Source organism: Raineyella fluvialis (assembly GCF_009646095.1).
Classification (GTDB): domain Bacteria; phylum Actinomycetota; class Actinomycetes; order Propionibacteriales; family Propionibacteriaceae; genus Raineyella; species Raineyella fluvialis.
The window spans coordinates 1,599,701-1,621,723 of the sequence record NZ_CP045725.1 but is presented as its reverse complement, the minus strand read 5'-3'; the positions used below and the strand labels follow the sequence as shown (position 1 = coordinate 1,621,723).

Sequence of the window (22,023 nt, the reverse complement as noted above, 5' to 3'; positions counted from 1 at the left end):
CAGGTGCCGACGACCCGGAGCAGGATTCCTGAGCCGGCACTTCGCTGGCCACGATCTCGGCGCCCCGTCTAGTCTGACTGCAGCTCGAGAGCGAGGTGGCAGTCATGCGAACACTCATCGTGGCATTGGTCGTCGGTCTCCTGGTCGTGGCGGGGGCTCCGCGGGCCAACGCGATCACCGCAGGCACAGCAGATGGCAGCGGCCACCCGGAGGTGGGCCTGATGGCCGCCTTTGACGCCGACGGCGGCTACCTGTGGAGGTGCAGCGGCACGCTCATCTCCGACCGGGTCTTCCTCACCGCCGGTCATTGCACGCAGAGTCCGGCGGCCCGGGTCGATCTGTGGTTCACCCCGACCGTCGGCGGCCTCAGCGACGTGCACGGCACGCCTCGGACCTACCCGTCCTTCGATCCCGCCACCCCCTCCACCGATGACGTCGGTGTCGTCGTCCTCGACCGACCGATGCCGCTGACGACCTACGGCCGACTGCCCGCGGCCGGGCAACTCGACACGCTCCACCCCGGGCGAGCACCGCGTTCACCGCCGTCGGCTACGGCCTTCAGGCGGCCTACCCGGACGCCGCGGCCCGGAAGGACCAGCAGGCGGTGGTCCGGATGGTTGCCCATCCCCATCTGGTCCAGATCGACTCGGGACTGTCGTACGTCACCAACGGGTCGATGCTCCTCTCGGCCAACGCCTCCAGCGGGGGACCTGCTTCGGTGACTCCGGGGGGCCGAACTTCCTCGGCGACAGCAACGTCATCGCCGGGACCACCTCCTTCATGCGCAACCCGACCTGCGCCGGCACCACCGGAGCCCAACGCCTCGACCGCGCTGACCTGCTCGGCTGGATCGCGTCGGTGGAGGCGAGTCCCACGCCGTGAGCGGGCCCTCGTCCCGCACCACCTCACACCGGTGCCCGCCGGTGATCAGGCCCTGGTCGGCTAAACTCAAGCCGTGAAGGAATCGGAGGAAAGCGCCGCGCATCCGCTCGGCCGCATTAAGGCGAAGGCGCTTCCCGACGACGTCTACGACGCCTTGTTGGACATGCTCACCTGGGGCACCCTCGAACCCGACACACCACTTTCCATCGACGGTCTCGCACAATCCCTCGGGGTTTCCCCGACGCCCGTCCGTGAGGCGTTGGCCCGGCTGGAGCCGACCGGTCTCGTCCGCCGTAGCGTACGTCGCGGCTATCGGGTCTCACCGCCCATGTCGCAAGCGCAGATGTATGAACTGGCGGACGCCCGACTGGTCCTGGAGAGCGGCGCGATCGAGCGGTCCATGCGCCACGCCGATGAAGTCCTTCCCGATCTGGAAGCCGCATTCTCACGTCATGAGCGATCGGCGCAGGAATTGCTCGAGCCCGGCCACGAAAACGTGCACGAATACGTCCGCCGCTATTTCGAGGACGACTGGTCCTTCCACGAGGCGATCCTGAACCACTGCGGCAATCGCTACCTCGCCCAGGCCGTCGATTCCCTCTCGTTCCGGATGCACAGAATGCGCCAGACCGTCGGTATCGGCGTCTCCGACGTCAGCGTGGCCGTGCCCGAGCACCACGCCATCCTGGAGGCTGTCCGCCGAGGCGACACCGCCGGGGCGGTGGCAGCGATGCGCTTCCACCTCGAGCGGGTCCGCTACACCGTCAGCGAGGACGGGACACCGCCAGGGTTGTGGCGGCCGCACCCGACCGACTGAGCCGAGGACGACGTACGGCCGGGGCGGCGGATGACACCCTCGTCATCCGCCGCCCCGGCCGCTTGCGTCATCGCTGCGGGGTTGCCCGCACCCGGAGAGTCCCGGTCACTGACCCACCGGGCTGTCCTCCTGCTGGGGGGAGCCGGCCGTGCCGGCCCCGACCATGGAGGTCACCGGGTTCTTGCCACCCCACATCGCCTTCAGCACCAGCGTGCCGACAGCTCCCAGTGCGAGCACGACGGCGAGGAAGTACATGCCGTTGCGGGGAGTCCCGGTGGCGTCCGAGATCGCGCCCACCGCGTACGGACCGACGAAGCCGCCGATGTTGCCGAACGAGTTGACGAAGGCGATGCCGATCGCCGCGGTCGCCCCCACCAGGTAGCGGGAGGGCAGCGGCCAGAAGACGCCGGCGATGGAGTAGAGGCAGAAGGCTGCCAGCGACATCGCGGCCAACTCCAGCCCCGGCGAACGCACGGCCCCGGCCAGTCCGATCCCCACGGCGGCGACGGCGAAGATGGCCGCCAGCGGGTACCAGTTCTCCTTGAACCGGCTGGCCCAGCGCGAGGTCAGCAGGATCCCGATGAATCCGAACACGTACGGAATGGTGGACAGCCAACCGACCGCCATGTTGCTCTTGGTGAATTCCTTCACCACCGAGGGCACCCAGAAGCTGAGCCCGTAGACCCCGACGGTCGAGGGGAAGAACAGCAACGCGAATCCCCACACGTACTTCGACCCCAGCGCCGCGAAGGGGTTGTGGTGCTCGACCTGACCGAGCTCGACCTTGTCACGAGCCAGTTCGTCCTCGATCCACTGGGCCTCGGCAGGGCTGATCCACGGCGCGTCGCGCGGCGTGTCCTTCAGCCAGAACATCGTCGGGATACCAGCCAGGACGGCGACCCCGCCGCAGAGCAGGAACATCCAGTGCCAGCCCCGCAGCCCGAACCAGTCCAACCCGAGCATCCAGCCCGCCAGTGGACCCATGATCAGGAACGCCAACGGTGCCGCGAGCACGAACGTCCCGGTGGCGCGGGTCCGATGCCGCTGCGGGTACCACTGCGTCAGGTAGTAGAGGATGCCCGGGTAGAACCCGGCCTCGGCGACGCCGAGCAGGAAGCGCAGCGAGTAGAAGCTCGCCGGGTTGCGGGTGAGCGCCGTCGCCATGGTGACCAGGCCCCAGGTGACGAGGATCCGGGTGAACCACTTGCGCGCCCCCACGCGCGGCAGGACGAAGTTCGACGGCACCTCGAAGAGGAAGTAGCCGAGGAAGAAGAGGCCCGCTCCCAGGCCGTACGCTCCGTCGGAGAGGTGGACATCCGCCCCCATCTGGAGCTTCGCGAATCCGATGACCGACCGGTCGACGTACGCCACGGTGTACAGCACCATGACGAACGGCACGATCCGCCGGGTGATTCGCCCGATCAGTTTGTTCTCGTCGATAACCACGTTTGATGAATCCACGTTGATCCTCCAAAGCCTTGCGTGGCGAGTGGGTGAGTTGGGTGTTGTCGACCTCAGTCGACGCTGACGGTGGCCTTGGTGCCGGCCGGGGCCGGACCCATCTCCTGGACCAGGTCGAGCATCCGGGAGTACGCCCTGTTGCGGTACGCGATGAGGGCGGCCTTGGTGTCGTCGTCGAAGTCGCCGGTGAGTCCCCGCCCGTTCTTGATGCCGAGGCGGTTGGCGCTGACGGCGTCGGTGAGCACCGCCGGGGTGGCGAGCCGCTCCCCGAAGGCGTCCTCGAAGGTCGTGAAGCAGTTGGCGTAGACGTCCAGACCGGCCTGGTCGGCGATCGCGAACGGGCCGAAGAACCCGAGTCGGAAGCCGAACGTGGTCCGTACGATCGTGTCGACGTCCTCCGGGGTGGCGATGCCCTCCTCGACGATCGAGCACGCCTCCTTGAGCAGGACGTACTGCAGCCGGTTCAGCACCATCCCCGGCGTGTCGGCGACCTGGGCGCCTTGGCGACCGCAGCGCTGCAGGATGTCCTTCACCGTGGCGATGACCTCGGGCCGGGTGGCCTCTCCGGCGACCAGTTCGACACCGGGGATGAACGGGGCGGGGTTCGAGAAGTGGACGGTGAGGAACCGCTCGGGGCCGGCCACGGCCGGGACCAGCACGTGCACCGGGATCGTCGACGTGTTGGTGCCGATGATCGCGTCGGGCCGCGCGGCCCGGGAGATCCGCTCCAGCACCGCCTTCTTGATGTCCACGCGCTCGAAGACGGCCTCCTCGATGAAGTCCGCGTCGGCGACGGCTTCCTCGATGGACGTCGCCCAGCGGATGTTGGCCTCGCAGAGGGCCGCCGACCCGGGCTTGTACAGGCCCTGGTCCTCGAACTCGTGTGCCTCGGCGATGAGCCGGGCGTACGCGCGCTCGGCGGCCGACGCGTCGACGTCGGCGATCGTGACGTCGAACCCCGCGATGGCGAGTGATTGGGCGATGCCGCCGCCCATGTAGCCGGCGCCCACGACAGTGGTCCGCCTGATCTCCTGAGTCATCAGATCCTCCATGATTTGGGTAATAGGTGCTGTGAAAAGGTGAGTACGCCCGTCCGTGCCGGGCTCTTGTTCGCGCTGGCGAGGATCTAGGCCTGGGCCGCGCTCAACGACAGGTCAGGCGCCTCCTGCGACGTCGTGCCGCGCGCCTCGATGAGGCTGCGAGCCTGCAGCAGGACCTCGCGGATGTAGCGCGCGTTGGTGGCCCCGACGCCGAGCCAGTCGCTGCCGTAGTGCTCGGTCATGAACGGGCCGGAGTACCCGACGCGCAACGCTCGCCGGATGATCGTCCGGTAGTCGATCACGCCGTACTCGAGGGGCACGGGGGCCGAGAAATACGCGCCGGTGGCCGGGTCCTCATCGCGCAGGTAGTTCTTGATGTGCCAGTAGTTGGAGTACGGCAGCACCTGGTCGTACATGACGTCGTACGTGGGCATCGGCCGGTGCAGCCGGATCAGGTTACCGATGTCGGGATTGATGCCGAGCGCCGGGTGGTCGACGTCGCGCAGGAAGGCGAGCGCGTCCTCCGGGGTGCCCAGGAAGCCGTCCTCGTACATCTCCAGGCTCATCTGCAGACCGCGGCGCTGCGCGTGGTCGCACAGCTCCCGGACCCGCTCGATGGCCAGGGGGCGCAGCGCGGGATCGTCGTGGTGGCCCTCCGCCAACCAGAACCACAGGGCCTCCTTCTGCGGCGGGGTGAGCGCCTGCTGGAAGCCGACGTTCACGATCTCCGCACCGAGATCGGCTGCTCGATCGATGGTCGCGTGGATCGTGGCCACGTTCCGTTCGCCGTGCTCGACGTCGACGACACTGTTGCGCCCGATGGAGATGGCGGCGACGTGGAGGCCGAACCGGTCCAGGGCGCCGCGGAACTCCTCGAACCGCTGCGGGGAGAGTTCCGCGATCGGGATCCAGTCGTCCATCGGGTCGATCTCGGTGAACCCGACACCAGCGACCTGGGCGAGCTGGTCCTCCCAGACGCGGACGGGAGCGGTGGCGATCGGCGAGCCGTCCTCGGCCCGGGGGCCGAAGTTCATCTTGCAGGCGATCGGCCAGTTCTCTGGCGTGTACATGTGTCCTTCTTTCTTGTCGTTCGTGTGTGGCGATGGCCACCGAGGGTCTCCGGTCGTACCGGGACAGGTCGGGGCGATCAGTGGGTGAAGCAGTCGAGCAGCGCGGAGGCCTCGTCGATCACGGCGGCGAGGTTGCGCGGATCGTGGACGAACCGCCCGAGGAACAGTCCGTCGACCGCATCGCCGAGCGCGGTCAACGTCCCGGGCCCCGCGCTGCCTCCGTAGAGCAGCGTCAGACCGGGGTAGCGCTGCAGCAGTCGCTCCCGGGCGATCCCGCAGGTCTCCTGGACGTACGCGGCCGGTGCCGGCTCGGCGGCTCCGATCGCCCAGTGCGGTTCGTACGCCACGATCACCCGGCGCGGCGTGGTCGCGGGCAGCGCGGCGGACAACGCGGCGTCGACCTGGTCGACCACGACGTCGGCCGCGGTGGACGGGTCACCCGCCTCCGGCTCGCCGACGCACAGCACCGGCGTCATCCCTTGCCCCAGCACCACCGCGCACTTCGCGGCGATCTCGGCATCGGTCTCCCGGAACAGCCGCCGCCGTTCGGCGTGACCGATCTCGACGAGGCGTACGCCGATCTCCGCCAACTCGCCCGCGCTGACCTCACCGGTGAAGGCGCCCGTCTCGGCGGCCGCGACGTCCTGGGCGGCGACCGGATGCGGGGCGAGGATCCGGACCGCCTCCGGCAGCGCCGGGAAGGAAGGGGCGACGAAGAACTCGACCCGTCCGTCCGCGACGGCCGGTGCCGCGGCGAGGATCGCGGCCACGTCCTTGGCCCAGGCCAGGGTGCGGGCGTGGCTGAAGTACATCTTCAGGCTGGTGCCGAGCACGACGTGGGAGCGGACGGTGCTCATCAGGCCGTCACGATCGCGTCGGACACCGCCGGCACCGGCAACGAGGCGGCGAACAGGTCGGCCAGCGCGTTGACGATCAGCGCGAAGGAGACCGCGCCGGGATCCGGGGTGCCCAGGGACTTCGCCCCGTGTGTCCGGGCCCGGCCGAGTCGCGGCAGCATCGCGGCCGTCGCCTCGGCGCTGGCCCGCGCGGCGTCGGCGGCCTCCCGCCAGGCCTCCGCGAGAGGCAGGGCGGCAGCGCCTTCGAGCGCGTTCGCGAACGGCGCCAGCGCGTCGACCATGGTCTTGTCCCCCTCGCGTGCCCCGCCCTGGGTCATCACCTGGTCGCAGGCATCGCGGACGCCCCGTCGGACCGCCTCGGCGCTGGGAGCGGACGCGTCGCCGACGGCGTCGGCGAGGGAGCGCAGGATCAGGCCCCACAGCGCCCCCGAGGTACCGCCGGCCTCGTCGGCCCAGGCATCGGCCGCCAGCCGCAGGACGGTGCCCGCTCCTGCCGCGTTCCCGTCGGCCGAGCGTGCCGCCGCCAGAGCGGCATGCGCGCCCCGCTGCATGCCCAGGCCGTGGTCCCCGTCGCCGGCGATCGCGTCGATCCGCCCCAGCTCGTCGACATGGCTGTCGACGGTGCGGCTCAGCTCCGCCAGCGCCGACTGCACCAGCGGGACGTACGCCCGGGATTCCTCCGCCGCGACCGGCAGGGAGACGTGCTCATCGAGGGCGGCGAGGCGCTGCTCGGACAGGTCGACTGCGTGTTGGGCGACCGGCGTCCCGTCCTGGACGTACGCGGCGGATCGCGCCGGTGCACGCCAGAGTGACTCCAGCTCCTCGTCCGGCCAGAAGAGGGTGAGCGACATACCACTCATCTCGAAGCTCGTGCAGAACTCCCCGACCTTCGCGTCGGCGATCTCGATCCCGCGCGCTGCCAGTACGCGGCGCACCTCGTCGTGGACGACGTACATCTCCTCGTACTTGAAGGACCCCAGACCGTTGAGGATCACCACCACGCGGCGGCCCCGAGGGTCGCCTCCCCCGGGGACCTCGCCGAGGAGCCTGTCGACCAGCAGTTCGGCCAGCCCGCGGGCTGTCGGCACGTCGACCTCGTCGATGCCGGGTTCGCCGTGGATGCCGAGGCCGACCGCCATCCGCCCCTGCGGGACGCGGAAGAGCGGCTGATCGGCACCAGGGAGGGTGCAGCCGCTGAAGGCGACGCCGAGGGAGCGGGTGGCCGCGTTGGCGGCCTCGGCGACCCGGGCGACGGCATCGAGGTCGTCCCCGGCCGCGGCAGCCGCGCCCGCCACCTTGAAGACCACCAGGTCCCCGGCGATGCCGCGACGCTTGTGCGCCTCCTCGGCCGGAGCGGAGTAGATGTCGTCGGTGACCGCCACCGACCGCACAGGGATCCCGCTCTGCCGCAGCCGGTCGGCCGCGGCGTTGAACTGGAGCACGTCGCCGGCGTAGTTGCCGTAGCTGAGCAGTACCCCCCGGCCCTGCTCGGCGATCCGCGCGACATCGGCCACTTGGTGCGCACTGGGCGAGGCGAAGATGTTGCCCAGCACCGCGCCGTGCGCGAGTCCGGGGCCCACCAGCCCTCCGAAGGCCGGGAAGTGGCCCGAGCCACCCCCGATGACGAGTGCCACCTCGTCCGCTTCGCTGCGCGTCGTACGGACGACGCCGCCGGGGACCTGGCGCACCAGGTCGCCGTGGGCAGCCACGAATCCTGCGGTCGCGGCCGCAGCAAAGGTCTCAGGGTCATGATCCAGGAACGCCATCGCCACTCCTCGTCGTTGAGGACGCTCTTCCCTGTCTGGGAATATCCGAGATCCTATAGGATCTACGATGAGCGAGCAATGAGATGGCGAGCACATCTGCTTCGGCGTATCCGAACCGCACCCGACAGCGAGGAGGCGGGGTGGGATCAGCTGATCCCACCCCGCCTCGACGTCGTATATCGGGCTGTCAGCCCGTCAGAGCCGTCCCTGCTCATCGGTCCCCATGGGGATCGGCATCATCCGGGTGACGAGCGTGGGCTGAGCCAGCAGGCCCTCGACGTCGCGGTTGAGCACGGCGATGGCTTCGCCCTTCGCGTGCGCATCGAGCGCCTCGGCACTGGCCCACTTCTCGATCATGGTGATGGTGCCGTCCTCCGCGTCATGGATGGCGTAGAGCTCGCAGCCCTCCTCACCATGGACGGCTTCGATCCCCGCGCGCATCGCGGCCGCAAGGTCATGCCTGCGGCCGGGAAGGGGGTAGAAAACGGCGGTGACGACGACACTCATGTCTGCTCCTGGTCTGCACTGTCCTGGTCTTCCCAGTGTCCCAGTCGGATCGAGGACGGGCGTACCGGGGAGGTGCGTACGGAGCAGCCACCTCGAGGTGCCAGGACGTCTAGGTCCGGCGCAGGAGGCCGGTGATCCCGGCGAGGAACAGCACGGAGAGGATCCAACCGGCGGACTTCGCGACGGTCAGCGCGACGACGACCCAGCCCGTCGGCCGCCATGCCGTCGTCTCGATCGCTGCCGCGGGCGGGACGACGGTCTGCAGGGCGATGGAGCCGGGATCGAAGCACGGATAGGTGCCGAGAGTGGTGCAGTCCATGGCACCGGTCACCACGACCGGAGCCGGCGATGGAGCCTCCGGGCTGCTCGCATCGACCGCGGCAACGGCCGCGGTGGCTTTACCCGGATCGGTCGGAATGAAGGCCGCTCGCTGGGTCGTCGCCACGCCGAAGGTCAGCGCCAGCGCGGCCAGCAACCACGGCAGGGTGAGCAGGGGGTAGTAGCCGTGCCCGACGAGGAGCCCGTAGGCCCACAGCCCCGGCTTGGCCCACCAGGGCGCCTGCGCGGTGAGCTTGCGAGCCGCGGTGTAGCGCAGTCGCCGGGCCTGGTCGGGCTGCCCCGCTTCCTCGTACACAGCGGCCAACACCCGGGCCGGTTGCGGTGAGTACGCAACGTGCCCAGGCCGGGTGTCCAGCCACTTCTGAGCCAGGTCCGCCCGGCCGGCGATCTCCCCGCTAAGCGATCGGACCTGCCAGCCATCCGCGATCAGGCCCCCACCGGGCAGCAGTCCTCCCCCCGGGTCGAGCACCAGCTCACCGATGTCGCACGCGTTCAGGTCCACGGCGCCGCTCACGCCACTCAGCCCCCGCAGCCACAACTCGTTCACCTCGGCACCCTGCAGGTTTAGAGCGGTCCCGCCCGGTCGGGTCAGGGTTGCGCCGGTCAGCGCCAACTGACCGGTGATCTTCGCCCCGATTGCGCGCACCTGACCGGTCGCCCGGAAACCGGCGTCGAGGAACACTCCGCCGCCGATACTCACCCGGTCCAGCACCAGCGCGTCGCGCCCGCCGCCGGTCAGGGTCGCGCCGCTCATGTTCAGTTGGCCGGCGATCGTGGTCGTGTGGAGGCGGACCTGACCGGACGCCCGGAACCCGGCATCGAGGAACACCCCACTGCCGATCGTGGCCCCGTCCAACACCAGCGCATCACCCGCACCGGCCAGAGTCGCGCCGCTCATGTTGAGTTGGCCGGCGATCATCGCGCCGTGGGCACGGACCCTGCCCTTGGTCCGGAACCCCCGGTCGAGGAACACCCCACCACCGATGCTCGCCCGATCGAGCACCAGGGCATCCCCACCCAGGGCCGTCAACGCCGCACCCGTCATGTTCAGCTCGCCGGAGCTTGTCATGCCATGTGCCCGTACGGTCCCCGTGGCGCGGAACCCGCGGTCGAGGAACACCCCACCACCGATGCTCGCCCGATCGAGCACCAAGGCGTCCCCACCAAGGGCCGTCAACGCCGCACCCGTCATGTTCAGTTGGCCACGAACGGTCGCGCCATGGGCCCGCACCTGACCCACGGCGCAGAACCCGCGGTCGAGGAACGCCGCACCACCGATCGTCGCCCCGTCCAGCACCAGCGCATCCTCGCCCCGGCCGGTCACCACCGCACCGGTCATGCCGAGTTCGCCGGTGATCGAGGCACCTCGCAGGTCGACCGCAGGCGGTGCCCACCCGGGGCTCGGGGCCGTCGTGAACACCGATCCCCTGAGACTGAGGTCGGCCAAGGTCGCGTTCACCGCCGTGACCCCCGCCCGCAGCCGGCAGTGGTCGAGTCTGAACGGCAGCGGAAGGTCCAGATGGTCGAGATCGAGGCGGCCGAGGATGTCGGCACCGACGATGCGCAGGCCCCGAGGGTCCTGCGCATCCTTCGTACGCACCAGAGCGATCAGTGCCGTTCGCAGCTGGTCGGCCGGCAGGAGGCACTCCACCGGCCACGCGTCGGCCAGGGCGGCATCCGGGTCTCCCCCGGTGCCGAACGCCGGCAGTCGTAGAGTGTCCCCCGTGCCGGCGCGCTCGAGCAGCAGCGACACCCAGTCCGCCTCGGCCCGCACCCCGACCCCGCCCGCCATGACCCTAGTGTCGCGTGCAAGGCGGCGGAGCGCGAGGCCTTGTCGGCCGATGGAGACAGAGCAGTGCCACCCGGCGCCGAACGTCTCACCGCGGAGGCGGGAGGCGATCTTCACCGGGTGGCACCATCACACCCAGGGGTCAGTCGTTGGCCGGGACCGACTCCGCGCCGGCACGCGCGACCAGGGCCTCGCGGACAGCGACGACGGCCTCGCGGTGACGCTCGACGACGGCGGCCGGATCGACCAGACGGCCCTGCTCGTTGAGGTCCTCCTGGCCGAACTGGAGGTTCAGGCCCTGCTCGACCTCGACGAGGTCGGCCTGCAGGTTGCCCATGATCTCGGAGAGCTGGCGGTGGGCGCGTACGCCGCCGTAGAAGCCGTACGACGCGATGGCCATGGGCTTGGCGGCCCACTCCTTGGCGATGGCATCCACAGCGATCTTCACAGTGCCGGGGTAGCCACCGTTGTACTCCGGGGTGACGAGCACGACGGCATCGGCGGAGACGACCCGCTGCGACCAGGCGCGGGTGGTGGGCAGCTGGTACTGGCCCATCATCGGAGGCATCGGCTCGTCCTCCGGGGTGAGGGAGATCTCGGCCAGGTCGGCCAGGTCGATCGTGACCTCAGGGTCCTCGGACAGGATGATGGAGATCGCATCGGCGAGGCCACGGCCGTTACGGACCTTACGGGTGCTGCCGACAATGACCATGATCGAGGTGCTCACGAAGATGTCTCCTTATGGGTGGTTGAAACTTCTACCATCTTGCACCCGAGAACCGACCAGCGTCGTTCCCCGTGCCGTGACGTGAGACACGCCAGACTCGACGCACGGTCCGAAGCCGCCCCGATCACCGGATACGCGGGCCCAGAGTGCCCAGCGGCCGTCACCAGCGCGGTTCCGTAGGCCCTACCGGCCGTGCGCCTTGCGGCGGCGGTACTCGCGAACGGTCAGGTACACGATGAACACGTCGAACAGCGTCAGCAGAAGCAGCCCCAGCGTGTAATGCACGACGAGCTCGTAGCCCTGGTAACCGATGAAGGCGACCAGGAAACCGATCAGCCACGGATAGGCCCACAGGCGGTTCCGCAGGACCGCGCCGACGAGGAGGACCTTCACGACGCCGTGGACGAGGAGGTACCAGGCGCCGAAGTGCGTCAACGAAACGTTGAGCTGGCTCGCGTAGCGGACCAGCAGGTTGGCGACCAGGTCGTTCGGGTCCTGGGCCAGCTCGCCGCGCGTCACGGCGGCGACGGCTCTCTGGATCTGGCTCGGAGTCACGAGCAGGAGCACCACGCCCCCCAGGAGCTCGACAGCACCGTCCAGCCCCTTGAGGATCAGGCTGACGAAGAACGTCCGGTCCAACAGTCCGCGGTGCGGTGTCGTCGAGGCGGTCGCCGGAGTCGTACTGGTCGAATCTTGTCGATCCATAGGCCCATCCTGCCCGCAGGGCCTTGCCGGACGACACCCCCGACGGAGTGGAGTTGGGCAGAGGGAACAGTGTGAAGGGTCGTGACAGCAAAAACGGGTGAACCTCCACGCAGGAGGTTCACCCGTCCACGATGTCCCGAGACATCACAGGGTGCGCGAGAGAGGATTTGAACCTCCACGTCCCAAGGGACACTGGCACCTGAAGCCAGCGCGTCTGCCGTTCCGCCACTCGCGCAAGAGTGATCCGTGCAGGTCTCCCTGCCCGTAGCAACCGGAAAAAGATAGCACATCGGCGGCGAGGACAGTCAAATCGGTACTGGGCGCCGTCGGACAACCACGTGACCCCCGCTCTGAAAACGTCCTTCGCTCATGACTCGACCACCTGCCACGCGCGAGCGGCCGTTCCCAGGCAGTGCGCCGACGCGCGACCAGATGACCGACGATTCTCAGGCAGTGCGACGATTCTCACGCCCGCCGACCTTGCAAGATCGGCCAGGCTGAGAGTCATCGGCCAGGCTGAGAGTCATCGGCCACCAAGCCTTCAGTCAGCACCTTTCAGAAACGTCGCCGAACGCCGACACCCGCCACATCCCCACGCCGGCACGTGCCCCGCCACGACGCCGCGGCGCCACCCCACACCCGGCCAGGCGCCACCCCCACAGCCGGCCAAGCGCCACGACACACCGCCCCGGCTACCCCCTTCCGACCCCAGCAAAACCCCCGCCATGGGCCCACCCCGGGCCCGTGGTACCAGCCCTGCACGCTGTGACGCCTAAGATCGGTGCTGGGGTATCCGTGTGCCATCGGCCGGAAGGAACTGAAGGTGGGAGTCTTCGACCGCTTCGAAAGGAAGCTGGAGGGCGCCGTCAGTGGTGCCTTCGCGCGGGCGTTCAAGGGAGACGTGCAGCCCGTGGAGATCGCCGCCCGCCTGCAGCGGGAGCTCGATGCGGAGGCCAAGGTCGTCTCCCGTGACCGGCGCCTGGTGCCCAACGAGTTCACCGTCTTCCTGTCCCAGCACGACTACGAGCGACTCACCCCGTACGGCAAGACGTTGAGTCGCGAGATCGTGCCTGAGCTCAAACAGCACGCCTCGAGCCAGGGCTACATCTTCAACGGCCCCATCTCCATCACCTACGAGCTGGACACCGCGCTGCCCACCGGCCGGTTCACCGTCATCTCCCAGGCCGTCGCGGGCGCCGAGGCCACCCAGGGCCCAGGTGGCTCGTACGGCGGCCAGCCCGCCGCCGCCCCGCTGCACCGCACCCGGCTGGTCCTCGAGGTCAACGGGATGCGCCATCCCCTCACCCCGCCCGGCTTCATCATCGGCCGCGGCACCAGTGCCGATCTGCGCATCAACGACCCCGGCATCTCCCGCCAGCACGCCGAGATCAAGGTGTCCGGCGTCGGCGACGACCAGCAGGTGACGATCGTCGACCTGGGCTCCACCAACGGCATCATCGTCAACGGGCAGCGGGTCACCCAGGCGATCCTCACCGAGGGGTCCCGGATCGAGATCGGGTCGACCCGGATGCTGATCCACGCCCCCAGCACGGATCAGTGATGTCGGACATCCTTCTCACCGCACTCAAGATCGGCTACCTCGCACTCCTCTGGATCTTCGTCCTCCTCGCGGCGAACGTCATCCGTACGGACCTCTTCGGCCGTAAGGTCCCCGCCGCCGACCTGCCCCGGGTCTCCGAAGCGGACCGCGTCGGCGGCCCCGCGTGGCTCAACGCCGGGCGCCCGGCCGCCCCCGCCACACCACCGCCGGCTCCCACCCCCAGCACGCCGAGCCGCATCGTCGTCACCAACGGCCCCCACCTCGGGATGGCCGCGGAGGTCGACCAGTCCGGTACGTACGTGATGATCGGCCGATCCCCCGAATGCGCGATCGTCCTCGACGACGACTACGTCTCGACCCGCCACGCCCGGGTCGTCAATGGGGAAGCCGGGCTCTACCTCGAGGACCTCGGTTCGACCAACGGCACGTTCGTGAACGGCCGCCGGATCTCCAGTGCGACGATCATCGGGCCGGCCGACGAGATCAGGATCGGGCGGACGATCCTGAAGCTGGAGCCGTGAGCATGGGGTTGTCCCTCCGCTACACGGCACACTCCGAGATCGGTCTGGTCCGCAAGAACAATCAGGACTCCGGCTACGCCTCCAGCCATCTCCTCCTGGTCGCCGACGGGATGGGTGGCGCCGCCGCGGGCGACCTCGCCTCCAGCGTCGCGGTCACCCGGCTGCGCGCCCTCGACGAGGAACTCTCCGGGGCACAGCAGCTCACCGGTGAGGAGTTGCTCAGTCGCGTCGCCCAGCGCGTCCACGACGCCAACGAACTCATCGCCGACCTGGCTGCCGACAACCCCGCCCTCGACGGCATGGGCACCACCGTCACCGCGGCGGCCTTCGACGGGCAGGACCTGGCCGTCGTCCACATCGGTGACTCCCGCATGTATCGGCAGCGCGGCGGTTCCTTCGTCCGCGTCACGCACGACCATTCCTGGGTGCAGTCCCTGGTCGACGAGGGTCGGCTGACCCCCGAGCAGGCGGCCACCCACCCGCACCGCTCGCTGCTGCTCCGGGTGCTCAACGGCGCCCCGAACAACGACCCGGACATCGGCCTCGTCGATGCCGCGGCCGGTGATCGGCTGCTGCTGTGCTCCGACGGCCTGTGCGGGCTGGTCGACGACGAGGACCTGGCCCGGATGGTCGCCACGCCGGACCGTACGCAGGCGCTCGAGCAGTTGATCGCCGCCGCCCACGCGGCCGGCGGCTCCGACAACATCACCATCATCCTCGCCGACGTCGTGGACGAGGGCCCGGAGGCGACAGCGGCCCAGGTCACCGGTGCCACGACTGCCCAGGGCGCCGATGCCACGGCCCTCACCCTGACCACCGCACCCCTCACCGTCGGCGCGGCCGCCACCCGGGTCATCCCCCCGGTCTCGGAGCGTACGCAGGAGATCCCGCTGGATCCGGCCCAGTTCGCCGCTCCGGTGCTGGTCGACGCGGAGGGCCGTCCGGTCCCGGCGGAGCTCGCCAGCCAGGCCCAGGCCCAGGTGCGGGAACTGCCGGTGCGCCACGACATCGATCCGACCCCGGTCATCGTCTCCCGCCGCACTGCGGCACCGCGGGCGATGACCCTCGACGAGGATGCCCGCTACGCGCCGCGCGAGGACCCGCCGCCGCGCCGCCGGGCGATGGTCACGCTCATCTCCTTGCTGGTCGCCATCGTGCTGGGGACCGGCGCGGTCATCGGCACCTGGGCGGTCTGGCACAACAGCTACTTCGTCGGGGCGGACAACGGCAAGGTCGCGATCTACCGGGGCTTCGACGCCAACGTCGGCTCCTGGCACCTGAACAGGATGCTGGAGACCGCTGACGTCACCATCGCCGACCTCTCCCCGCGCTACCAGCAGCAGGTGCACGACTCCATCACCGTCTCCTCGTTGCCGGCCGCCCACGCCAGCGTCTCCGAGCTCTCCCAGAACGCCTCCTACTGCCGTACGGTCCGGGCCAAGGCCGACGCTGCCGCCGCCGAGGCGACCCGTCTCGCCGAGGAACAGGCGAAGCAGAAGGCGGCCGACGAGGCGAAGGCGCGCGCCGCCTCCCCGGGCGCGGCCCCCAGCCGACCCCGGAGCCGACGCCGACCCCGGTCGTCCCCGACTACGGGGAGTGCTGATGGCCACCACCACGGATGTCGTCGTCTACCGCAGGCGGCGCAACGTCGAACTGGCGATGATCCTCCTCGCCCAGTTCATCGGGCTGTCCGGCTACGCCCTGACCCACCTCAACCTCAACGGCACGCTACCGCCGGAGATGGCCTCGGTCGCGATGGTCTGGGTCGGACTCGGCCTGGGCCTGCACGTCGCCGTCCGCTGGCGGGCGCCGTACGCCGACCCGCTGCTGCTGCCGTGTGCGCTACTGCTGAACGGGATGGGGCTGGCGATGATCCACCGGATCGACCTGATCCCGGATCCACCCCGCCACGACGTGCTGACGCAGCTGATCTGGACCGGGCTGGGGATGGCCCTGGCGGTGGGCATCATCGTCATCCTCCGCGACCACCGCCCGCTGCAGGGCTACACGTACACGCTCTTCCTCACCGGCCTGGTCCTGATGCTGCTCCCGCTGGTGCCGGGCATCGGCGTCGAGATCAACGGCTCGCAGGTCTGGATCCGCCTCTTCGGCTTCTCCTTCCAGCCGGCGGAGGCGGCGAAGTTCATCCTGACGATCGCCTTCGCCTCCTACCTGGTCGACAAGCGCGACGCGCTGGCCGTGGCCGGACGCCGGTTCCTCGGCATCGCCTTCCCCCGCCCGCGCGACCTGGGGCCCCTCGGGGTGATGCTCGCCATCGCGATGGTCGTCCTGGTCACCCAGAAGGACCTGGGCATGTCGATGCTGTTCTTCGGCCTGTTCGTCGTGATGCTCTACGTCTCCACCGAGCGACCCGCCTGGCTCGTCCTCGGCGGCCTGTCCTTCGCCGTCGGCGCCGTCCTCGCGGCGCAGATCTTCCACCACGTCCAGGTCCGCATCGATGCCTGGCTGCACCCGTTCCAGCACTACGACCAGAACCTGCAGATCATCAGCGCGCAGTTCGGCTACGCCTGGGGTGGCCTGCTCGGCCGCGGCTGGGGGCTGGGCCGGCCCGGCCTGACCCCGCTGGCCAAGTCGGACTTCATCGCCGCCGCGATCGGTGAGGAACTGGGGATCACCGGGCTGATGGCCATCATCATGGTCTACGCCCTGTTCGCCTTCCGCGGCCTGCGGACGGCCCTGGCCGCCAGGGACGACTTCTCCAAGCTGCTCGCCACCGGGCTGTCCTTCGTGTTCGCCCTGCAGGTGTTCCTGATCATCGGCGGCGTCACCCGGCTCACCCCGATGACCGGCCTCACCACGCCCTTGATGACGCACGGCGGCTCCTCGATGGTGGTCAACTGGATGATCGTCGGGCTGCTGCTGGTGATCTCCCACCAGGTCCGCCGGCCGGTGATCACCGCCACCGAGCTGTCCATGGCCGACGACAGCACCCAGCTGATCGGGCTGCCCCCGATGGAGGCACGCCCGTGAACACCCCGATCCGCCGCATCGCCGTGCTCGCCATGGTGCTCTTCGCCGCCCTGCTGCTGAACGTCTCGCAGATCGTGATCGTCCAGCAGGACTCGCTCAACGCGAACCCGCAGAACCGCCGCGTCCGCGACGAGCAGTTCGGCGGGCACCGCGGCAGCATCGTCGCCGGGAAGACCACCCTGGCCGTCTCCAACCCGGCACCGCAGGGCAGCCAGTTCGGCTACCAGCGGTCCTACCCGCAGGGCGAGCTCTACGCCCCGATCACCGGCTACTTCTCGTACGACCGGGGCACCACGGCCCTGGAGCGGGCCTACAACGGCGAACTGGCCGGCACCTCGAACTCGCTGTTCGTCCGGCGCCTGGTCGACATCCTCACCGGCCGCTCCCCGCAGGGGGCCACCGTCGAGACGACGATCGACCCGAAGGCCCAGCAGGCCGCCGCCCAGGCCCTCGGTCACCAGCAGGGCGCGGTCGTCGCCCTCGACGCCCAGACCGGCGCCGTGCTGGCGATGGTCAGCAGCCCCTCGTACGATCCGACGTCGTTGTCCGGCACGGACATCAAGGGCGCGGGGACGCGTACGGATCCCTCCTCCAGGACCCCGACCAGCCGCTGACGAACCGGGCCGCCGGTGAGATCTACCCGCCCGGCTCGACCTTCAAGCTGGTCACCGCGGCGGCCGCGCTGGAGAGCGGCGGCTTCCAGCCGAACACCATGGTCGACACCCCGGCCAAGCTGACCCTGCCCGGCACCAAGACGCAGTTGCCGAACGAGACCCAGTGCGGAGACGGCCAGCAGAGCCTGGATCGGGCCCTGCAGCTGTCCTGCAACACGGCTTTCGCCAACGTCGCGATCAAGCTCGGGTCCGACACGCTGCGGCAGCAGGCGCAGAAGTTCGGCTGGGACTTCCAGCTGACCGACGTCAACGGCGTCGCGGCCCGCTTCCCGGCCAAGCTCGACGCGGCCCAGACCGGCCTGTCCGGCATCGGCCAGTACGATGTGGCGTCCAATCCGCTGCACATGGCCATGGTCGCCGCCGGCATCGCGAACAACGGCAAGGTGATGACGCCCTATGTGGTGCAGACCGTGCGCGCCCCCGACCTGACCACCATCACCACCACGAAACCCAAGGAGCTCTCCCAGGCCATGAGTGCCGCCAACGCCCAGAAGTTGCAGGGCATGATGGTCAACGTCGTCAACAGCGGCACGGGGACCAACGCGCAGATCAACGGGGTCACCGTCGGTGGCAAGACGGGCACCGCGCAGACGACAGCTGACAAGCCGCCGTACGCCTGGTTCACGTCGTTCGCCGAGAAGAACAACCGCAAGATCGCCGTCGCCGTTTTCGTCGAATCCGCCAACGTCCCGCGATCGGAGGTCGGTGGCAACGTCGTTGCCGCGCCGATCGCCAAGAGCGTGATCCAGGCACTCCTGTGAGCCCGGAAGGTCAACAGACAATGGACACCCAACCCACGATCCTCGGGGCCGCTACCAGCTCGGCCCCGCCCTGGGCCGCGGCGGCATGGCCGAGGTCAACCGGGCCCGCGACCTGCGCCTGCAGCGCGACGTGGCGATCAAGCGCCTGCGCGTCGACCTCGCCTCCGACCCGACCTTCCAGGCCCGCTTCCGCCGGGAGGCGCACTCCGCCGCCGGCCTCAACCACCCCAACATCGTCTCCGTCTACGACACCGACGAGGAGCGCGACCCGGTCTCGGGTCAGGTCGTCCCGTACATCGTGATGGAGCTCGTCGAGGGTCGTACGCTGCGGCAGCTGATGAACAGCGGCGACGCGTTCAGCTCGGAGCGGGCGCTGGAGATCACTCAGGGGGTGCTCGACGCGCTCGGCTACTCGCACCGGGCCGGGATCGTGCACCGCGACATCAAGCCCGGCAACGTCATGCTGACCGAGGCCGGCGGCCAGGTGAAGGTGATGGACTTCGGCATCGCCCGCGCGGTCGCCGACACCCAGGCGACGATGACGCAGACGGCGGCCGTGATCGGCACCGCCCAGTACCTCTCCCCCGAGCAGGCCCGCGGTGAGAAGGTGGGCTTCCGGTCCGACCTCTACTCGACCGGCTGCCTGCTGTTCGAGCTGCTGACCGGACGACCCCCGTTCATCGGCGAGTCGCCGGTCTCCGTCGCCTACCAGCACGTCCGCGAGCACGCGTCCGCCCCGTCGACCATCGTGCCGACGCTCAGCCCGGACATCGACGCGCTCGTCCTGAAGGCCCTCGAGAAGGACCCCGACCGGCGCTACCAGACCGCCCGGGAGTTCTACGACGACATCGCCCGCATCCTCGCCGGTCAGCATCCGCTCGCCCTGGCGGGTGTCGCGGGGATCGCCACGGCGGCGACGGCGGCGATGACCGCCACCTCGGTCGCCGCGATGGCCCCGGTCGACGCCACCCTGCCGACCCGCGCGATGGGGGCGGTGCCCTCGGCCGACGAGGGTGCCCTGGCGACCAGCCCGCAGCGGGCCCTGGTCGACCCGGAAGCGGCCGAGGCGGAGGAGTCGGCCCGCAAGCGGCGCCGGACGGTGTGGATCGTCCTGTCCGTGCTGCTCGTGGCGCTGCTGGCCGGTGGTGGCCTCTGGGCCGCCAACGGTGGCCTGACCCCGAAGCAGACGGTCCCCGACGTCCGGGGCAAGACCCAGGTCGTCGCCGAGGAACTGGTCAAGGCGCAGGGGCTGACCCCGAAGGTCAACGTCACCGAGGGGCCCGCCGGAGCGACGGTCGGCACGGTCACCGCCCAGGACCCGACCGGCGGCAGCCGCGTCGACCAGGGCGGCACCGTCACGCTGACGGTCAACGGGGGGCCGTCGACCACGGCGATCCCGGACGGCCTCGTCGGCCAGCAGCTGACGAAGGTCCAGGCCCAGCTGAAGTCGGCCGGCTTCACGAACGTCACCACCGTCGCCGCAGACTCGTCACGGCCGGGCGGTGAGGTGCTCAGCCTCGATCCCGGCTCCGGCACGAAGGTGGTACCGACGACCCAGATCACGGTGACGTACGCGTCGGGAAAGGTCAGCATGCCCGACTGGTCCGGGTTCAACCGTCAGGCCGTGATGAGTGATGCGGCCGGGCTCGGACTGACCAACGTGACCTTCACCGAGCAGAACTCGAACGCGATCGTCGGCACGGTGATCTCCCAGAGCCCTCCGCCGGGTCGAAGGTGTCGCGCGACGCGTCGATCACCGTCGTCCTGGCCAAGGCCGCCCCCAGCCGTCCAGCACGCCCACCCCGACCTCGGCCTCGCCCACGCCGTCGTCATCGCCGTCGTCCCAGGGCAAGGGGGACGGCAACAAGGGCAATGGTTGAAAGAAACAAAATGACTGATCCCCACGCAGCCGACACCGGCGTCCGTGTCCTCGTCGTCGACAACTACGACTCGTTCGTCTACAACATCGTCCAGTACCTCGCCCGGATCGGGGCGACGGTGACGGTGTGGCGCAACGACGACCCGCGCTTCGACGCCCCGGGATGGGCGGACCCCTTCGACGGGATCCTGCTCTCCCCGGGGCCCGGCACGCCGGCCGGGGCGGGACGTTGCATCCCGATCATCCACGAGCAGGCCGGGCGGACGCCGATCTTCGGGGTCTGCCTGGGCATGCAGGCGATCGGTGAGGCGTACGGGGCGACGGTCGACCGGGCCCCCGAACTGCGCCACGGGAAGACCTCACCGATCCACCACAGCGGCGTCGGCTGCCTCGCCGGGCTACCGGATCCGTTCACCGCGACCCGCTACCACTCGCTGGCCGTGCTGCCGGAGACCGTCCCGGACGTCCTCGAGGTCACCGCGACCACCGAGGACGGGGTGGTGATGGCCCTGCGGCACCGCGAGCTGGCCGTGGAGGGGACCCAGTTCCATCCCGAATCGGTGCTCAGCGAGGGCGGCTACCGGATCTTCGCCAACTGGCTGGTGCTCTGCGGCGACACCGGCGCCCCCGAGCGGGCCGCCGGTCTCACTCCGCTCGTCGAACTGGCCTGAGTCAGCGCGGCGAGGCGCTGCCCGACGCAGCTCCGCTCGACGGCGCTCCGCTCGAGGACGCGGCCAGCGACTTGGCGTACGTCAGCCCGATGCCACCGGTGTAGGCGGGCAGGTGCAGGGCGTCCTCTCGATGCTCCAGCCAGCCCAGACCATAGGCGGCGACGTAGTCCTGGTAGTTGCGCACGTACTGGGAGGACGACAGCGTCGCCTCGAGGATCGCCGGGTCACCGATCGCCTGGATCCGGTACGGCGGGGCGTACGGGATCCCCTGCAGCACCACGGTGTTGCCGACGCATTTGATGCCGGTCGTCGAGATCACCCGCTGGCCCTGGATCGTCATCCCCTCGGCGCCGCCCTCCCACAGCGCGTTGACGACAGCCTGGATGTCCTGCTGGTGCACCACGAGGAGATCGGGATCGAGGCCTGCCGGGGCGACCGACATCGGCGCGTCGTCGAGCACCACGCTCACCCCCGGCCCGGTCATCGCCACCGTCTGGGCCTGCTCGGCGGCGGCGGAGAGCAGGGCGGGATCGATGCCGGTACCGGTCTGACCGGCGAGCCGGTCGACCTCGGCCCGCGTCGACGAGACGTCGCGGGCGAGCATCGCATTGCGCTGGGAGCCGGTCCGCACCAGCGAGATGAGGTCGGTGTTGCGTCCGCCACGCAGGTCGGTGCCGCGGGCGAGCACCGAACTGGTGCCGATCAGGTAACCGGCCACCACGCAGATGACCACCGTCGCCGCTCCGGCGAGGGCCGTCCGGACCGTGCGTCGAGGCCTCCCGGCGCCGCGCCGCAGCCACAGGATCGTCCGGAAACGGCGGGCCCCGGCGCGCAGGGTGGCCAGCAGCGTCGGTTGCGTCACCCTGTGCCTCCTGTCGGTGTAGCCATGAATCCCTGGATCCGTGAGTCGCTGCGTCGGCGGAACCGCCGGTCCGGTGCCGGACCGTTCGCCGGTCGGGCCGGTGCGCGCCGTCGACTAGGCTACCGGCATAGCCAACATGAATG

19 protein-coding genes, 1 tRNA gene and 1 pseudogene are annotated in these 22,023 nt (G+C 69.8%); 10 read left to right on the top strand and 11 right to left on the bottom strand.

What is annotated here, in order from left to right; all coding sequences use genetic code 11:
* Positions 1 to 104: 104 nt before the first annotated feature.
* Positions 105 to 722, top strand: coding sequence for a trypsin-like serine protease (locus Rai3103_RS07440; RefSeq protein WP_228489252.1), 618 nt, complete (start codon positions 105 to 107; stop codon positions 720 to 722).
* Between the two features lie 233 nt (positions 723 to 955).
* Positions 956 to 1,699, top strand: coding sequence for a GntR family transcriptional regulator (locus Rai3103_RS07435; protein ID WP_153572056.1), 744 nt, complete (start codon positions 956 to 958; stop codon positions 1,697 to 1,699).
* A gap of 105 nt (positions 1,700 to 1,804) precedes the next feature.
* Here the strand turns inward: Rai3103_RS07435 and Rai3103_RS07430 are convergent, their stop codons facing one another.
* The 10 genes from Rai3103_RS07430 to Rai3103_RS07385 all read right to left on the bottom strand — a co-directional run bounded on the left by Rai3103_RS07430 (position 1,805) and on the right by Rai3103_RS07385 (position 12,195).
* Positions 1,805 to 3,160 (bottom strand): MFS transporter, encoded by a 1,356-nt coding sequence (locus Rai3103_RS07430; RefSeq protein WP_228489251.1) that lies wholly within the window; start codon positions 3,158 to 3,160, stop codon positions 1,805 to 1,807.
* 53 nt (positions 3,161 to 3,213) lie between these two features.
* Positions 3,214 to 4,200: a 3-hydroxyacyl-CoA dehydrogenase family protein gene (locus Rai3103_RS07425; RefSeq protein ID WP_153572055.1), complete on the bottom strand. Its 987-nt coding sequence runs from the start codon at positions 4,198 to 4,200 to the stop codon at positions 3,214 to 3,216.
* A gap of 86 nt (positions 4,201 to 4,286) precedes the next feature.
* A complete protein-coding gene (locus Rai3103_RS07420; RefSeq protein WP_153572054.1) occupies positions 4,287 to 5,270 on the bottom strand; it encodes a sugar phosphate isomerase/epimerase family protein in 984 nt (327 codons plus the stop codon).
* A 77-nt stretch (positions 5,271 to 5,347) separates the two neighbouring features.
* On the bottom strand, positions 5,348 to 6,127 hold the full coding sequence (locus tag Rai3103_RS07415; protein WP_153572053.1) for a triose-phosphate isomerase family protein: 780 nt from the start codon (positions 6,125 to 6,127) through the stop codon (positions 5,348 to 5,350).
* Positions 6,127 to 7,893: a dihydroxyacetone kinase family protein gene (locus tag Rai3103_RS07410; protein WP_153572052.1), complete on the bottom strand. Its 1,767-nt coding sequence runs from the start codon at positions 7,891 to 7,893 to the stop codon at positions 6,127 to 6,129. Before Rai3103_RS07410 ends, Rai3103_RS07415 begins: the two co-directional genes overlap by 1 nt.
* A gap of 195 nt (positions 7,894 to 8,088) precedes the next feature.
* The gene (locus Rai3103_RS07405; RefSeq protein ID WP_153572051.1) at positions 8,089 to 8,400 is read right to left on the bottom strand and encodes a putative quinol monooxygenase; all 312 of its coding nucleotides are present in this window, start codon (positions 8,398 to 8,400) and stop codon (positions 8,089 to 8,091) included.
* 109 nt (positions 8,401 to 8,509) lie between these two features.
* Positions 8,510 to 10,531, bottom strand: a complete 2,022-nt coding sequence (locus Rai3103_RS07400; RefSeq protein WP_153572050.1) for a hypothetical protein — start codon at positions 10,529 to 10,531, stop codon at positions 8,510 to 8,512.
* A gap of 139 nt (positions 10,532 to 10,670) precedes the next feature.
* A complete protein-coding gene (locus Rai3103_RS07395) occupies positions 10,671 to 11,255 on the bottom strand; it encodes an NADPH-dependent FMN reductase (protein ID WP_153572049.1) in 585 nt (194 codons plus the stop codon).
* 183 nt (positions 11,256 to 11,438) lie between these two features.
* Entirely contained in the window at positions 11,439 to 11,960 is a 522-nt protein-coding gene (locus Rai3103_RS07390; protein ID WP_153572048.1) for a DUF2127 domain-containing protein, read from the bottom strand.
* 152 nt (positions 11,961 to 12,112) lie between these two features.
* Positions 12,113 to 12,195: transfer RNA gene (locus tag Rai3103_RS07385), tRNA-Leu, on the bottom strand.
* A 588-nt stretch (positions 12,196 to 12,783) separates the two neighbouring features.
* Here Rai3103_RS07385 and Rai3103_RS07380 point away from each other — a divergent pair.
* The 8 genes and pseudogenes from Rai3103_RS07380 to Rai3103_RS07350 all read left to right on the top strand — a co-directional run bounded on the left by Rai3103_RS07380 (position 12,784) and on the right by Rai3103_RS07350 (position 21,018).
* A complete protein-coding gene (locus tag Rai3103_RS07380) occupies positions 12,784 to 13,521 on the top strand; it encodes an FhaA domain-containing protein (RefSeq protein ID WP_153572047.1) in 738 nt (245 codons plus the stop codon).
* Positions 13,521 to 14,042: an FHA domain-containing protein FhaB/FipA gene (locus Rai3103_RS07375; protein WP_153572046.1), complete on the top strand. Its 522-nt coding sequence runs from the start codon at positions 13,521 to 13,523 to the stop codon at positions 14,040 to 14,042. The genes Rai3103_RS07380 and Rai3103_RS07375 overlap by 1 nt, the downstream gene beginning before the upstream one ends.
* Positions 14,043 to 14,044: 2 nt before the next feature.
* Positions 14,045 to 14,617 (top strand): annotated as a pseudogene (locus tag Rai3103_RS07370) (PP2C family protein-serine/threonine phosphatase); the annotation flags it as partial.
* 1,027 nt (positions 14,618 to 15,644) lie between these two features.
* Positions 15,645 to 17,033 carry an FtsW/RodA/SpoVE family cell cycle protein gene (locus Rai3103_RS07365; RefSeq protein WP_153572045.1) on the top strand — a complete coding sequence of 463 codons (1,389 nt, stop codon included), beginning with the start codon at positions 15,645 to 15,647 and terminating at the stop codon, positions 17,031 to 17,033.
* A complete protein-coding gene (locus Rai3103_RS18225) occupies positions 17,030 to 17,647 on the top strand; it encodes a penicillin-binding transpeptidase domain-containing protein (RefSeq protein WP_239022406.1) in 618 nt (205 codons plus the stop codon). Before Rai3103_RS07365 ends, Rai3103_RS18225 begins: the two co-directional genes overlap by 4 nt.
* Positions 17,644 to 18,468, top strand: a complete 825-nt coding sequence (locus Rai3103_RS18220) for a penicillin-binding transpeptidase domain-containing protein (protein WP_338420096.1) — start codon at positions 17,644 to 17,646, stop codon at positions 18,466 to 18,468. The genes Rai3103_RS18225 and Rai3103_RS18220 overlap by 4 nt, the downstream gene beginning before the upstream one ends.
* Before the next feature lie 85 nt (positions 18,469 to 18,553).
* Positions 18,554 to 20,362, top strand: coding sequence for a Stk1 family PASTA domain-containing Ser/Thr kinase (gene pknB, locus Rai3103_RS07355; RefSeq protein ID WP_239022405.1), 1,809 nt, complete (start codon positions 18,554 to 18,556; stop codon positions 20,360 to 20,362).
* Positions 20,359 to 21,018 carry an aminodeoxychorismate/anthranilate synthase component II gene (locus Rai3103_RS07350; protein ID WP_153572044.1) on the top strand — a complete coding sequence of 220 codons (660 nt, stop codon included), beginning with the start codon at positions 20,359 to 20,361 and terminating at the stop codon, positions 21,016 to 21,018. The genes pknB and Rai3103_RS07350 overlap by 4 nt, the downstream gene beginning before the upstream one ends.
* Position 21,019: 1 nt before the next feature.
* Here the strand turns inward: Rai3103_RS07350 and Rai3103_RS07345 are convergent, their stop codons facing one another.
* Complete coding sequence (locus Rai3103_RS07345; protein ID WP_228489250.1) at positions 21,020 to 21,880, bottom strand: DUF881 domain-containing protein; 861 nt, start codon at positions 21,878 to 21,880, stop codon at positions 21,020 to 21,022.
* Positions 21,881 to 22,023: the final 143 nt, after the last annotated feature.